Source organism: Arenicella sp. 4NH20-0111 (assembly GCF_040366405.1).
Classification (GTDB): Bacteria; Pseudomonadota; Gammaproteobacteria; order Arenicellales; family Arenicellaceae; genus Arenicella.
Window position 1 is genome coordinate 341799 of record NZ_BAABWF010000001.1, and the last position, 15706, is coordinate 357504.

10 protein-coding genes are annotated in these 15706 nt (G+C 43.3%); all 10 read right to left on the bottom strand.

Annotation, left to right across the window (positions count from 1 at the left end):
• Positions 1 to 18 precede the first annotated feature (18 nt).
• Entirely contained in the window at positions 19 to 717 is a 699-nt protein-coding gene (locus ABWW54_RS01445; protein WP_353409360.1) for a pesticin C-terminus-like muramidase, read from the bottom strand.
• Positions 714 to 3452 (bottom strand): hypothetical protein, encoded by a 2739-nt coding sequence (locus tag ABWW54_RS01450; RefSeq protein WP_353409362.1) that lies wholly within the window; start codon positions 3450 to 3452, stop codon positions 714 to 716. The genes ABWW54_RS01445 and ABWW54_RS01450 overlap by 4 nt, the downstream gene beginning before the upstream one ends.
• Before the next feature lie 194 nt (positions 3453 to 3646).
• Positions 3647 to 4285: a hypothetical protein gene (locus ABWW54_RS01455; protein ID WP_353409364.1), complete on the bottom strand. Its 639-nt coding sequence runs from the start codon at positions 4283 to 4285 to the stop codon at positions 3647 to 3649.
• The gene (locus tag ABWW54_RS01460) at positions 4285 to 7683 is read right to left on the bottom strand and encodes a patatin-like phospholipase family protein (protein WP_353409366.1); all 3399 of its coding nucleotides are present in this window, start codon (positions 7681 to 7683) and stop codon (positions 4285 to 4287) included. Before ABWW54_RS01460 ends, ABWW54_RS01455 begins: the two co-directional genes overlap by 1 nt.
• 69 nt (positions 7684 to 7752) lie before the next feature.
• Complete coding sequence (locus ABWW54_RS01465; protein ID WP_353409368.1) at positions 7753 to 8331, bottom strand: hypothetical protein; 579 nt, start codon at positions 8329 to 8331, stop codon at positions 7753 to 7755.
• 152 nt (positions 8332 to 8483) lie between these two features.
• Positions 8484 to 11741, bottom strand: a complete 3258-nt coding sequence (locus tag ABWW54_RS01470) for a CHAT domain-containing protein (protein ID WP_353409370.1) — start codon at positions 11739 to 11741, stop codon at positions 8484 to 8486.
• 7 nt (positions 11742 to 11748) lie between these two features.
• Positions 11749 to 12285 carry a hypothetical protein gene (locus ABWW54_RS01475; protein WP_353409372.1) on the bottom strand — a complete coding sequence of 179 codons (537 nt, stop codon included), beginning with the start codon at positions 12283 to 12285 and terminating at the stop codon, positions 11749 to 11751.
• A complete protein-coding gene (locus ABWW54_RS01480; RefSeq protein ID WP_353409374.1) occupies positions 12263 to 13963 on the bottom strand; it encodes a peroxidase family protein in 1701 nt (566 codons plus the stop codon). Before ABWW54_RS01480 ends, ABWW54_RS01475 begins: the two co-directional genes overlap by 23 nt.
• A gap of 80 nt (positions 13964 to 14043) precedes the next feature.
• Positions 14044 to 14724, bottom strand: a complete 681-nt coding sequence (locus tag ABWW54_RS01485) for a hypothetical protein (protein WP_353409376.1) — start codon at positions 14722 to 14724, stop codon at positions 14044 to 14046.
• A gap of 131 nt (positions 14725 to 14855) precedes the next feature.
• Positions 14856 to 15467, bottom strand: coding sequence for an RNA polymerase sigma factor (locus ABWW54_RS01490; protein WP_353409378.1), 612 nt, complete (start codon positions 15465 to 15467; stop codon positions 14856 to 14858).
• Positions 15468 to 15706: the final 239 nt, after the last annotated feature.

Sequence of the window (15706 nt, forward strand, 5' to 3'; positions counted from 1 at the left end):
CTGATCCGTCAGAAATACTCATTTCTGGTTAAGTAAAATAGAATTGTCGGTCAGTTCATCTTGCGGCCCATTCGCCATTTCACTCTCAACTAAAAGAGCCTCGCGCTCACGTCGTTTCTTATAATTGTCTCCAAAATTCCGTAATTCCTTAGCGACCATATTCCAATTTCCGCTCGTGACGTAGCGCCAAAACTTAGGCGTTCTTATTCTCAAATTTCCATATTGAAACGCGAGAGAAACAACCGCCGTTTGGTATCCCCTTGGCATACTCGAAAACTTGATTCTAGAAGCACGATCGAATTGCTTCACTAATAGACTGGTTGCCTGCTCCTTACTCAACCGATCGATCTCCTGCGCCTCAGTCCGAGTGATAATCAAAGGCGAGCCTGCATCACGGTAGGAATCTAAAATGGATTGGGCCGCCAGCGATTTATACCCCACAAAAGGCGTTAGTTTTTTAACAAGCACCTCGCTAAGACCCAGCTTATATAAACTCCAGACACTGCGAGATCCAAGGTCAAAACCAGTCGCTACGGTCACACCACTCTGAGACTTGCTCGCCAATGGAACGTAGCCCACCAATCGTTGTCCGCCCTCTTCTCTACTGATAAATTCCCAGTCGATCTCCAAAGAATTGCGTTGCCGACTGCGCAACGCTCGTGCATAAGCTCTTGGAGGCGCACTTGGGTATGCCAAAAAACTGGGGATTCTCATCATGATTTCACCAAAGCCATTGGGTAATCCTCCGAATTAGGCAAGTTAGATTGATCTTCAACCAGTAATTCATAGGTCAGCTTGTTTTTAGTGACCTCTACAGAGCCTAAGTTGGCACCGGCAAGAAACACGTCCCAAGATCCCAGTTCAATTTTCCCTCCAACTTTTAACGTGATTTTGTTCTCGATTCGCTTATACGAAACATTACGGTAAACTTGGTTTTGCAGAGTGGTCTTTTTTCCCAAACTGTCCTGTGTAACCATGATGTCGGTGAGTTGTTTCTCTACCTCAAGTCGCCTCATATCAACGGCATACCCTTCAAGCGCCTCATTGTTCCCTAGTCCTGATTCGGCATATAGTGCTTTCGAAGGGCTTGAGAGTAACGTCGGTTCAATGGGCGCATCCGTTGTGGATATATCTTTGAGAACATCGGCAATACTTCGGCCACTTTTCGCTGCTTGAGAAACACTAATAAAGTTATGCTCATCGTCTTTCGCTAACAATGCATTCACTGGTGAACGTTCGCTCGCTACTGCGTCGGGCGCATCCTCATGGAGGGAATAATCCTCCAGTGATTTGAAAATACCCGATCTAAGCTCTTTAGAGTAGTCTGTGACAAACGTCTTTATGACCTTATTGTAGTCGGCTTCACTTAGTTTGGGATTCGACATCCTCAAACTACGGGAAGCCAACACTTCAACGTCGCTCAATGCCCTCTCAATGAAATCAGCCGCATCTTCTTTATCAAAATAGAACGTCTGCCTAACCCCGGTTCCATCGATCATTTCAAACGGCGACACGTAAAGAAAACCAAACTCATCCAAAAAGGTCCCCGATGAATACACGTTGTTTACTGTGAAAAAATTGATATTCAACGTTCGGCCAACGTTGGGGTTCACTATAGTCCCTGACGATGAGGACGTATTTTCCGCAGACTCTCGTGTTAATTCTCTAGCCACTACCTCTTGCTTTGTTTTTCTTCGCATTTTACTGACGGCTTTCGAAGATACTTTGTTCAACGTCCTAGCAAACTGTCGGGCCGATTTTTTTGAAGTACCAGATGCACTCACACCACCGGATATACCACCGTAGGAACCCGAGGCCTTCGCGCTCCAAGATTTCGTTTTTTCGGATTTATTTTCCTTTTGAAATTCGTTTTCAACCGAGGTCAGCGTATCAAAAGAAGAACTGGATTCATTTTCCACATTCGTTGTACTTTTAAGTTCATGCTCTCTGAGGCTGCTACGAGTAGTTTTGATGGAAATTTCGCGCTCTTCGCCTGGCAATAAATTAATACTAGACACTAACTCTCCTAGCTCACAACCGAGCCATCGAAAGCGGTAAGACAGGCTTTCTTCGACAAAATAGTCTGGCATGCCAATGATGGCTTTACCTCTCTGAGGCTCCCGTATAACGTGAAACCCTGAAACGACGTCATCCCCAAATAAAGTTTGCGTATAGGTGGGGAGTAAAATCGCACATCTTTTTCGAAACATTGGATCTATGTCGCAAAGTTCAAGAACTTCATCCACGGTTCTTCCGTCTTGAGACAATAGACTCTGGTCGTTATTTTCAAAAACGATCGGTTCCATGCCTTTAGAGATCAAACTATTTTCGAGAAAATCGTTTAAATTTTCATCGGGGCTCCTAATTAGACGCAAACCTATATCGATGGCCTTTCTAGTGCGCCTTCTAGTAACTGTCCATCGTTTACGGCTTCTAAACAACCTTCTTCGCGACTTATGCACTTTGTACTCTTCTACCCAGGTAGACTCAAATGAATACTGTTGTAAAAGCTGCCCTTCTTTTACGTCTTGGGTTGCCTTTTTTCCGCGATAAGTGACCTCTCTTTTTCCATCTTCTGTTATTAAAATGTAGCCTCTTGAAGATGCAAAGCTTTGTAAGTTCGCCATTGATCGCTTAATAGACGCCAACTCAAGAGCAATATCACCCAACTCCTGATGCAATGCCTTTGTCATACGGAAGTCTGTTGAATCGCTCATTTGCTTTTCGAGTTGAGCTTTCAATTTCAGCGTGCTTCTATTAACGTTTGCAAGATAGGGGAAAAACTCCATCAACGCACCAACCGACAAATCCAGGTACTCGTGTCGACTAGACAATTGCGTTCCCTTTGGAAACACACGCTTAATAACATCAACCTTGTTCTCCCACGTGTCTAAGTATCGTTCTAAGCGATTTTCATCATCGATAAAGTCACTCAAAGTCAAAGGGTCAGCGTCTAAGGTGGACAAGAGGTAGTAGTAGATTTCATTCGTATCGGGAACTTTTGCCTCGGCTATAATCGAGTCTTTTTCGACATCCTTAAAACTCGTTCCTTCCTCGGAGTGGACTCCTTCCACTAAATGCGGACCATTTGGATTGTCCGCGCCCGGCAATTTATACGATTTAATTTTACTTGCCGCTATCGCAGCCACCTGCTCATAATCTACAAACCCTTCATTTTTAGGCATCCATAGGCTTTCTAGAAAATACCTAATAGCTGAAACGTAATCATTATCGAGGAATAAGCCACCTTGAAAATCACTCACTTCCGATATATCTGCGACAATAAGCTCCTTCGATCGCCTAAACTTAAACGACGGTGCAACGGATAAATACTCCGCTGGATCGAAACCGGACATTCCTTCAATGACGAATTCGGCGCCCTGAGTAATTGCAATGTCTGAAGGCGCTTTAATTAACGTATGCTGACTTAAGTTTTCTGATGCACGACTCATTCTGTTCTCCTTTTTAACTGTGTATGTATTTCTAACGATAAGACCGTGAGCAATGAAGATCGTGATACCAACCTTAGTTGGGAAGTACTTTGATCATCCGCTCCTTCTTCATTAGTGTTCTCAAGAATCGAGAAGTCTCACTACACCAGTCAAAATTTACAGCGATTGCTTTGCAAGGAACGGACTCTTTCCCGTTAAGTTTTAACGCGGTCACTTTTTGGAAAGCCGCAGACCTTTAAATTATCTGTGCTTATTGCAGTCGGCCTATGCGGTAACTTCACGAACTCATAAACCTTTGTTCTGCGACGTTTTCTGCTCTCTCCTTTTCCATTCGAATCGCAGGAATCATTGACGATAGGTTGTTGGAAATAGTCCTTAGGCTTAAACTCTTTCTTAGGTTTCAAATAGGAGTATGTGATAATCACGTGCACGGGGATAACACACTGAAACTTCTCATCTAAACCTAAATACCAAACACGTCCGGGGTGCCAGTTCGGAGCGGTCACCGATTTTACGATGGAATGTCGATGAATATCACTTGGTAAAACGTTTGATACCGCATCAGGGTTATTCACCCCAACTATTTTAGCTTTAACATCACATAATGAGAGATGACTGGTATTGGTAAGAGCTATATCTATATGTGGCGCCTGCGGTGTTAAATCGCTATTTTCCAACGAACTATCGCCTTGCAAGCGTTGGTTTTCCTCTGGTGTCTCTGGTATGAAAATTACTCTATGCCCCGAGATTCGTTCACTGTATTTAGGAGCGTGTGAACAAGCTCCCTGAAACAACAGTAAAGCCAATAAACTGAGTTTTTGAACTTTATTCATCAGTTGCCTCCCGAGTCATTTCGGAGCCCACTAATACGATCATCTATCTTTTTTAAGCGGCCGTCGATTTTAGTCATGTTCTTATTGACCTCGGTCAATCCATTAATGGTAGCGGCAACGCCAACTATGGATTTTGCCATTCGATCTAGAGAGCCAGTGATTGGCTGAATATCCTTAACCGCGGTTTGCAGTGCGGCAAGGTCATTTTCATTTATCCTTACGCCATCGAGTTTGGTGGTCGCGCTGGATAGTTCAGTTCTGGCACTTTTTGTTAAAACAATCCCTGATTCTTGCCCCCCTAACGCTCTGCTTACTAAGTTAGCATCATTCGTGTTTACGCGAATGCCTTGGAGCTCATCAGTGGCTTTTTCGAGCACCTCCGGAAGCTCCAAATTGAGCGAAACCCCCTGTTGCTTTAATTCCACCGCTTCTGGCGATAAGCCCAGCTGACCAATGTTAATATCCAACGCACCACAATACAGTTTGCCATCCTTAACCTCACAACCATTGGGCAATTGCAATTGAGGATTCTCTATCGATATGGCCTGTTCAGGAAGTTTTAATTGAATCCCTTCCTTAGGATTTACGAACTTGTGATTGATCGTAACAACGGAAGCCGCGGCTATTGTTGAAACAACCGCTGGAGCAACCCAGCTCGAAGCTTGACCGAAAATTTGCGAAACCTTAGACGCTGTTTCCAGAGCATCAGAGCTGGGCTCCAACTCCTCTTTAGAAGTGGTATCGGAAACACTTTTTGATTCCTCTAACCGGACGACCCGAGTTCGATCTATTTGCGGGGCGGTAATGGCGGTTAGCCTATTCCCCTTGATACATTTTGAACCCACATCTTCGCCGCTAATCAAGCCTAGTTTTCGATAGCTCTCAAATTGAGACTCATCAAAGAATTGGTCTGCGGTGGTCTCGTGCGGGAACTTTGCGCGCTCTCGCTTTTTTTCCGCATAGTGAAACAAATCAATCGGCTCATCACCGGTTAAAACGGGTTTGATATAAATAATGACACCGTCCGATATTTCACAGTTTTGATCAGCTTGATGACCATCATTATGATATTCATCGGACAGCGACTGATCAGCTTGGGCATAGCCTATGCGACCAACGGCGTAATGCTTTGTCATTTTGTTTCCGTGGCCCGGCCCTTCATTGGGATCAAAAACCACGTCAATTCCAAAATCGACTCTAATCATTCGTATGGCATTGCATAGATTTTCGTAGTCGTTGTTCGAGTCCTGACCCGCATCCACAACAACGATACAGCGACAGCGCCGACGAACCATTTCGTACAGACCTAAATTATCAAAATGACCGCCATCGGAAAGGTGAACAAAACTGGATTTATCATTGGTCGAGCCAAGAAATTCCGTCAATAACTGGAAAAAGCCAAAGCGGGGTTCGCTTCGCCTTAAGTGAGTTTCTCCACGCTGTCGAGGGTTTGGCAACCACCACCCTAACCTCGCATTAAGTAAGGTCAACAGTGCGCCAACGATCTTAGATGAGTGGTACCCCATTGCAGGGCTAACAGCCGCGCCAGAAATGGTCATGGCTTTGCCCAGCGAAATCCCATTTTCACTGCTGGTATAACTATGAGAGCGAACGTACTGCGTTGGCTCAGATCCAGAGTGCAGTGAGCTAAACGTGAACGAAGCGGCTTTACGCTGAAGCCATTCAGTACGCTCACTTGCGCCTAAATTTAGTGCGGCGTTGATAACATGAAAAGGCCTGTTCGATTTCATTATAGAAAAAGCAATGTTATCGTTAGCGTCGAATCCCGTCTCTAAATCCGGCTCTCGTTTTTTTCGAGCAGCGGCCAAATATGATCTAACCAATCTGTTTCCATACATGGCATGTAAAGAAAATCGATTAACCCCAAATAGCCAAGACGTAACAAAAGACATGAATACCGAGGCAAAAATAGCCGACGCAATAAAGGCACTTTCACTCGCTAAATGTTTTTTCCTATACTCTCTATCTACCTCGATTAACTGGTTGTTCCAAAAGTCAGCTCTGGATAAATTCTTAACGTTCGGTCCTTCGCCAACCACACTTTGTTGACTGTGATTCAAAAATAGCCGTTCTGACAAAGTTCTTTCCGAACCACTATTCCCACCAACTTTTGAGCCTTCTGCGCTCGCTATAGGTGTATTTGAGTAAAGAACCTCGGATATCACAACGGAAATCGCACTGGCCATAATGACGAGTAATAGTGATGCCAATACAGGCAAAATATTTCGGTTTAACCAGCCACGCCATGACCCTTTGATATTCGATGGCTGTGTGTTTCCACTGCGTCCAAAATATCCAGCAACAACAGCGGCCAAGCCAGCAACCCCTCCAACCCCAGACACCCAAGTCGGGGCGTAACGCAAAGCGTCTAAAAACAATAACGGCACAATCAGAACAACAGACGATAGAATTACCCAAAGTACTGAATACCGAATCAGTATTGAACTATTTCTCGAGCTCCTTTCTCGTAACCTTTCAGGTAACCATTGACTTAATACCCCTTGAAACAAACCGTTCAAGACAAAGACTAGCGCCAAAAACGATGGTATGGCGAGAACCGTAAAAATCGCCAGTTCCATATAGTGTGCGTTTGAGCCGGATTTGCTTTGCACCATGCCAAGAAACACAAAAGCATCCCAGGCAGGGCTCCAACATACCGATAAAACCGCGGCAACCAACCAAGGAAATAAACCGAGTAAGGCTGGCTTTTCAGTGACCTGATTGCTACCGCCTAAAAAGTGGAACACGCCAAACCATAATGCTAAAAAGGATACCAAAATTAGGGTGCCCGTGAGCAAAGACAAAAACTGATTACTCTCATGCAATAGAGCAACCATAAGCGCAGGCAATAAGAGCGCCGCCACGATTATTGGAACGATCACTAACCAAGTCAACATCATGTTACGAATTACGATTGCTGCTAATGTTGCGCTATCTCTCGATAGCCCTCGCTTAGGGGATAGGTAACTACTGTGTGCTCGAAGATTCTTTATTGCGTCTGGCTCCGGTGCGCTTTTTGCCAGTTCAGACTCAACTTTGTCCAACCCTCCGTTGTCTGCTTCTTCATTAACCCAGCGCGAAAGCCAGCTGCCAATAAATCCACCACCGGACACCGTAGACAGATAGTCAATTTGTTTCAGCAATCCCGCCCTGGCAAGCCCCTGGAGTACTCCTAAGGAAAACGTGGCACTTCTGATTCCGCCTCCTGAGAGGCAAAGTGCCGTGCGTTCATTACCTTCACTGTGCCTGTGTTTAATAAGCTCACTGGCACGGTTGATTCTTTTTCTATCAAAACCACTCTCGTCGAAATGCGCTTCTTCTTCTAACAGCACATCGATTTGGGTTAACACTTGTTCCTCTTCCCTATTCATTTCCATTTTGGATTTTCCCCTGTGTCTAGTCGCAATTAAAAACGCTCAATTCCTTTTCTGTGAAGCGCAACATGCTCACCAAGTAAATGACGCCATGAGCAACCACCCTGTCTGCGTCTTTTCCTTATACCGCACCACTGTTTCATTACCGGGTAACGGTTGATTAGCCGAAATGCCATCGCCCAATATTTGGGTATCGGGGTCAACGACATACCCAATTCCGAAATTCCAACTGGTGCCATCTTTGGGGTCAGCGACGTTTCTCTTTAAACCAAGCATCCAACCGATGCCGACTGCATCTATCACGTCTCCACTGCCTGGTCTAACTGCGACAAATGGCCCATGCCCCCATCTAGAACCATCAAGCGTGCCAAGTAACGTTTTCCCCTTTTTGTTAGGCAAAAAGTAATGAGACTCGAGCATGACTCGAGCTAACGTATCGTCCTCATTATCGACACGAACAATGCCGTCCACTACCGAGGCTGAAGCGACTCTGTCGTTATTGCCAGTATCTACAGTGAGAGACAAACCCACGCCAAATCCAAATCCTTTGAAAGCATCCGTCGCACCGCTGTCGTTGGCTTGAACTGACTGGGCGAGAAAAATAAGTAATACGACGAAAGGGTATTTAAAAGTACATGCTGAAAGTGACATGGGCTGCTCCCTGGAGTAAAAGATACGATGTGTTTCTTTCTTAGTGACACCATTGAGGAGTTTCTCTCACAAAAAAGCAGTTCCTTAGCTTTTGCCAACAGATCTTATAGACCTATCCATTATCGTTCAATTTAGATTCTACGAATTACTATTTATCTAAACGAATTGGTATCGTACACCCGGTTTACAGAAGTTAAGTTGAAACCAGCCCAAAAGTACGGGTGTCTGAACTGACCCGACTCCCAGAATGACCGTTTAGCCATTACCAGTGCCCGACTGGCATTTCCATTCTGTTTCTTTAACTCGTTGTAAAATAGCTTCATGAATTCGGCGGTCGGACGATCTGGTACGCGCCACAAAGTTCCAATAACTGAACCTGCACCACGAGCAATGAACGCTCTTGATAGACTGTGTGCTCCTTCGACACCTAAATCATCTCCTAACGAAGTTTCGCAGCCGCTTATCACGATTAAATTCGAGTCATAGCTCTTACTAAACAATCTTGAGAGTGTTGTAAAGCCCGGTGAATCTTCACCTATCGGAGACGTTGCAATACCAACCACATCGGGAGTTTCAGAACTAAAATAGCCATGAGTCGCTATATGCAAAACTCGGCTATTTCTAAGCCCTTTGGATAATAGCCGTTCAGAGGTGGCTTCATTCCCAGTATAGATTTCTGTTCGTTTAACATTAAACAGGTTCTTGATATGGGACGCTTCTTTCGCTGACCAAGGCAGACGTCTCAGTGTTGCCGACCAAGATCTAAGTTCAGAATCTTCTGCACTTTCTTTGTCTGTTGACTCAGTATTAAAAACAGGGTCTGCAAATACCGCAAAGTCATTCGTGAATGCCTTAGAATCTCCATCGACCTTAGAGAAATATTCACTCAAAGAATAAGTTGAAACCACTTCAGCCTGGCTGCTAAGCGGCATATATCTTTCTCCAGAACTCGCTATATTGAGAGACCCAAGAGGGAATGACGACACATCATTATTTGCAGTAAAAATTACTTTCGTCGCTTCAAGAATTAGGTCTTTGTCTTCACCAAACATTGCCTCTACGGTTAAGCCACTTTGACCGAACTTACTGGAGCGCTTCGTAATCAATGATATCGCGTCCTTCAACAACTCCGACTGGCGTTTTGAGCCATCTTTTTTAATAACTTTTATACGTTGATTGGAAATTAAATATATCAAAACGACATCATCGCTTTGATATACTTTTAGAGCCAGTTCGCCTTCCTGTAATTGATCTTGGACCTCTTTAGTCGACAAAACTGTTCGCCCTAAGAAATTAATAGGCAAACGCGAAGGCTCCAGTAGTGCGCTCCTATTCTCCATAACCTTAAGCAGAGAATCTGTCTGGGCCTTTTTATCTCGAACGGTGGCAGCGCTCCATGCATTTCGCTCAGTTTGCACAATTCCTCTATCAGGCATTGCCACCAGAGCCCCTTCTAATCTACTAGTATGCAAACTGGCGCCACTTAATCTTTCCAAAACCTGAAATACAGAATCATACAGTTCTGGGTTTTGATCCACTTCAGCACGATAGATAGTTCGTGCAATATGCTCGTCAAAACTTGCGGCAAACTCTGCAGACCATGCAGGCCCAAGATATAAGCCATCTAACTTGCTACCTAATTGTTCACCGAGCTCAAACATCGAATCGATGACGCCGTCCACACTTAGAAAATCCTCAAGTGCATGAAAATATGACACCTTAAGTTTTAACAATGATAGTTTCTGACGTAGAAATTTATCTTGCGTCAACTTACTTGAAAAAAAAGCTTCTAGACTGGGTAAATACTTATTGAACTCACGATGATCCTTTGAAGCTAAAGATAAGCTTGAAAGCAACAGGATGACATCTAACTCCAGCGCACTGGTTAAGAAATACTCGTGGGCCGCTAATCCACTCGAGCCGAACATATAATGTTTACTCTGATTCGCAAGTATCTGGCTTTTTTTAAAATCCCCTGAATCGTATTCGTCGAGGGCTATCTGCAAATACGCTTGCGCTAGGTCTCTGTTGGCTTCTTTATGGTTATCGTCGCTTAAATCCAAAACGTCCAATAAACTCGACAAGCACTTTCTATTTGTTTTTGTCGACTCTTCAAAACGACGACCATACCGATACGCTTTGCCTTGCACTAAACAAGCTTGCGCAGCGGCGTAGTCATTCCCAACATTGCTGTATTCTTCACTGGCTCTGCCTGCGCTTATTGAGGCCAAATTATGTTTGCCTAGTTCAGAGTAAACGGTCGCCAAATTTAGAGAGTAGTTGGCTCTTTCTGAACTGTAATCGTCGTTGCGCTTTAAATGCAGTGCATTCTTTATGGATGCCAAAGAGTCATGCAACCGCCCTTGTCTACGATACAGAACCGATAAGTTATTGAGAGCTGCCGCAGCACCATTTTCAAACTCAATATCCTTACTAATTTGAATCGAATTTAATAGGGCCTCCTCTGCTTTAACAAAGTCTCCCGTGGCAAAGTAGTAGGGTGCTAGCGCGTTCTCAATTTGGGACATCAATAGACTGTCCCCCAATTCAGAAGCTCTTGATTTAGCATTTAACAACATGTCTTTACCAGACGCCAAAAGTGATGCTTCTCCCAACTGTAACCCCTGTAACACCAAAGAGGTAGCCAACCCAACTCTAGCGTTTACATGAACCAGATCCTGCCAACTAGACCGCTCAACGTTTTTCTCCAAATGTTGAACCATGCTTGAATAATAGAGTGCTGCTTGTTCATACTGCTCTTGCTGAGCGTAAGCGGTGGCGAGAGCCCAGGCAAAAAACACACTGTTTCCGTTAGCCTCCATGACACTCACATCAAACGCATTATCCTGAGCTTTGACGTAGTCAAATACCTCCTGATAGCTCTCTGTTTCCAGAAGCCCATTCAAGTATGATTTTTGTACGAAAGTTCTAAGAGGATCTTTCAGTCCTTGACTGTTCAATAACGTATTTTGAAGGACCAAGCTCTTTTTAAGCCCTTCTGCACTTTCCATTGCTAGCTTCAACGTAAGCCAATACTGCTCTGTATGCTTCTGTGAATTTGTATTGCGATCAAGCTGCTCTACATTCCACCTAGCCGCAATAGGAAGTGGAGAAGCATGTTGCCGTTGTAACTTAAGCGAAATCTTTCGTTTAGCATGACTGGGCGGCAAATAGAAAAGCACACCAACATTCCTACTCGCCTTAAGTGTAAGCGTCTCTTTCCGAGCCTCATCGACGACAAGATGCACTTCCGTATCAGTCGCAAGCTGATCAACGTACACCACATGAGGATGTGAAGATGCGTCTAAATCTTGCTCGAATAACGTGCTTATCGAATTAGCCCTACTTTCAAAAAGAGTGATTGAAAGTAGCGCCAATAAGAGTAAATGAAACTTATTTATGTAACTCAACGAAAATCTAGTTTCTCCATAACCATGAGGTTTTGAATAGTGCTCCTGAATCCAACGGTATTCCGTTCACATCACTCTTTTCAAAATACAATTCTCCAAGCATATGACTTTCTAGTGCTCTTGTCGCTTCCACATAGGTTATGTCCCATCTAGTAAGTATGAAATTATTTTGATCATCAACTCTAAACACAACTGTATCGGGATATTCAGGATCTACTCTTAAATTAGGATAAGCACTTAAGTAGCATTCTTGAGTGCTAGAAATTCTAAATAATTTAAATCTTAATTGCTTACACACTCGACCGATATCATTATCCCACCCGCGCGGCGTCAATATTATTGAACTGCTCGTCGAGTCTAAATGACGACTTATTTCATAATCTTCTACAGAACCAGATGCGTCTGTTTTAGGTAGATATTTGGTTAATACACCTGCGTTTTGAAAAACTGGGGAATAATCTAATTTCGATCCTTCTCGAGCCTTGTAGAAAACCCCAGCGCCTCCTGCCCATTTTCGTATATCACATGTGTCTTTTTTGTTCATACTTACTCTCCAGTGCAATTACCTTGGTTATTAATTTATACATAGATGGTTCTTCAATAATGTCTTCATATAATTTAGAGGCTGTTAATAATTTAGCTTCGATGTCTGTATCCCATATATTAATAGCAGCAGATTTTATTGAAGAAAAAATCACCTCAGCAACGATTGTGCTACCGAGGGGGCCAAGTTTAAAGCGATGGGGATTTAACGATTCTTCATAGGCCGGTCTAGGCTCTGTTTTTTCAAGTGGATACTCTTCAGCTTCCCTCAAAACAAAAAGCCATAGCGGAGCATTACCAATATTCAGAGTTCCTTCTTCCTTAAACCTACAACCTCGCTTTAGTCCTACTTTTACGTTCCGCCAGAGTTTATGATCATGCAAAGAAAAGTCTGTTTTCTTATCATATGCTTCTTTATTTGTCGGAAAATCAGCTATTTTAAGAATCTCAGATTGGGATTTTATGCAGTCAAAATCATCACTGAAGTTATAAAGTACGCGACAAATATCTCCTCCGGTTGGAAGCTTCGCTGAAGCTCGCAAGTCACCAATAACTAAATGCTTAAACCGTTCTCTCTTAGCGCTAGAGGGATTGGAGGCAGAACAAACAGAAGCTTTTCTTAACTCGTATCTTTCTAGAAATCTCATATCACGGTCTTTTTTTCGAAAAGGGACCTCCGTTAAAGCACCTGCAATGTGTAAACCCAGCGGTGAAGCGTTATTAAATCCATTTATGTTTACCACTTGCGAATCATAAAGAGGACGTCTATCTTGGTCACCCTTTCCTTTTGGAGCAGGCGGAAAAAAAAGATCCCAATCTATTTGATGATCTTTCTCTTCGAGTGGCATACTTCGTCTAAAGAGTTTTGTCGTACTAATTTCACAATCTGTTTTGCGCAGACTATAGCTCTCTCTTACCATACAATGACCAAACCTAAACGCTGCATGTGAGAATTCTAAAGGGACTCTATATTTAGTTTTGGTTGACTTTGAAAAAAAAGGCTTTTTCTCCTTCTTAAAATAATGCTCCCAAGCTTTTCTTGTTAAAATTCTAGCCAAATATTCTTCAACAACAATTGTTTGAAACACCAGCGAAGTCGCAGCTCTAGCTATTTCGTAGTTATCACGCATGGCGCCTTTTCTTTGCTTATCTTTGTAGACCAGATCTCTAACAAACAAATTGTGAAGCCGCATAAATATCATCGCCATTTGAGAAACAATTATATTTTCGTCATTTCGTTGATCAGGTATTTTAGCTATTCTCTTGCTACCACATCCTATTCGCTCTCGTTTAAAATCGAATAGATCGCCTCGTAATTTATCTTTATTTTTGATTTCTTTTTTTCCTAAAAGGATCTCTCCGTTATCGTTTAACAAATCTTTCATTGAATATTTATTAAACCTAGTGAAATCCGGAATTAAGCTATCGAGGTTTAGTTGCGCGGTAGCTCGCCAACCATCAGGTTCAGAATCGCTAACAATATCATGAGTAATCAGCTGCCCTAAGTACGTAAGCCCAGCAGGAAAACCTTGAATACCACTAGCTCCCTCCTCCATCACAATAGCATCAATGATTTTTTCGACTGAAGACTCTGATAAATGCCAACGTGCAAGAGGCTTCTTCCCAAAGAAAGAAAACGGGATATTCCAGTGCTTATGCTTAAGAAGCTCATTAAACATTAAGTCACCGCTAAGTCGAACAATAGATGAAATCGGACCTCTTTTACTTCCGTTGTTATTCAGTTGACAGGACATATCAATTAATTGGCTTTCCCTATGATCTCTATTCCAAAGAGAGCATTTGTTCCCACTTCTGAATTGTTAAGAAACAACCTATATTTTCCTGGAGACAAATTTCTGGTGGGTATCGAGAAAGTGGTCTGCCCCAGCTCATCTACCTTAAATATCCCTAGTCTCTTTCTCGGTTTAGTATTCGAACCGTTTGGAGTAAGGTAAATCTCGACATCATCGTTAGGGGTTGAATTAGCATCAACAGTGAGAATCAAAGTGTCTTTACTTCCTTTCTCGAAACTTGCTGGTGGAAATACTATTTCAAGAAAATCAGTATCTAACTCACCGGCGCTTCTTGTTGGGCTCAAATAAACCACTTGTGAAAATGTTGGATTATTGTCAACACTAGGCTCACTCACACTCAATATCCCGATAACACCAACAACGGTCATCGCCCCGGCGATGTAGCCACTCAATAGCGGTTTCATCGTTAATATTGAACCTAAAAGAGAGCGTTTTTCTATCTCAGTAACGGCTTCAGGTTTCACCTGAGGCACCTCTTTCATAAGCACACTCGTGGTCTCTAACTGTTCTAGAAAGCATGGATTTTCCATCAAATACACCTCAAACTCCTCAGCCTCTTCAGGCGCGAGTTGGTTACGTAGGTATTTAATCTCAATTTCATTGTCTTCTATGTATCTTTTATCCATTAGAGTGCACCTCCACTGGTTCTATATGTGGTTGGCGGGTTGCCCCCGATTGCGGTGCACTTAAGTGTGAACTTCTATGAGGTAAGTGCCGAAGGAAATACGTTTCTCTCACCCTGAACATAAGAATAATTTCAATCGAAGACATTAATGCCCCCCAATTTAAAATCAACAAGTTGCTTTAGCCTCGCTCTAGCTCTAAAAAGCACTCGATCAAAGTGTGCTGATGTTAGGTCTAACCTGTTACAAATGCTGCTTTTCTCTTCTTCTTTAGCGTAATAGCTGATTAAGATATCTCGATCTCGTTCGACCTTCATTTCACCAATCATCTGCTGCACTAACGACAAGGTTTGGTTGGACTCTACTGCACGAGACACATTGGTATTATGATCAGGAACTTCTATTGCTACTTCACCGTAAGTATCAGTTGCACGCCTCGTCTCCTTTCGAAAATGAGCAATCATGAGGTTTACACCGGTCTGCCTAATAAACGCGGCTATAGCCTCAGGGTTGTTAATCTCTTGAGCGCGGGCCTTGCCAATAACGACAATAAACGCGTCTTGGGCAATGTCCGCGGCCAACTGAGGATCATTACACCGTCGCTTTAAAATAAAATGGAGTGTTTGATAATATTTTTCTACGAGTTCGGCTTCGGCGCGTTGGTCGCCAACACCTATTCTCTTCACCACAGAGGCGCTGGAAGAGTTTTCTCGGGAATTGTTTTCTTCGCGTTGTCCCTTGTCCACCAGCTCATGGCCCCACCCAGCCGAGTTATAGTTTGGTTTCCAATCCCGACCGCTTCGTCTGCGCTCTACACGGCACTTTCAACGGGCGTAAACTACATACTGATTGATGACTATAGCACAGCAAAAATTTATCTGACAATTGTTTGAATTCACTGCCGGTGGCTTACCTGTTTGGGTGGTGAGTTAAAAACATGAAACAAACTAAGGATGGTTAACTAACTTTAGATATGATTCTTACT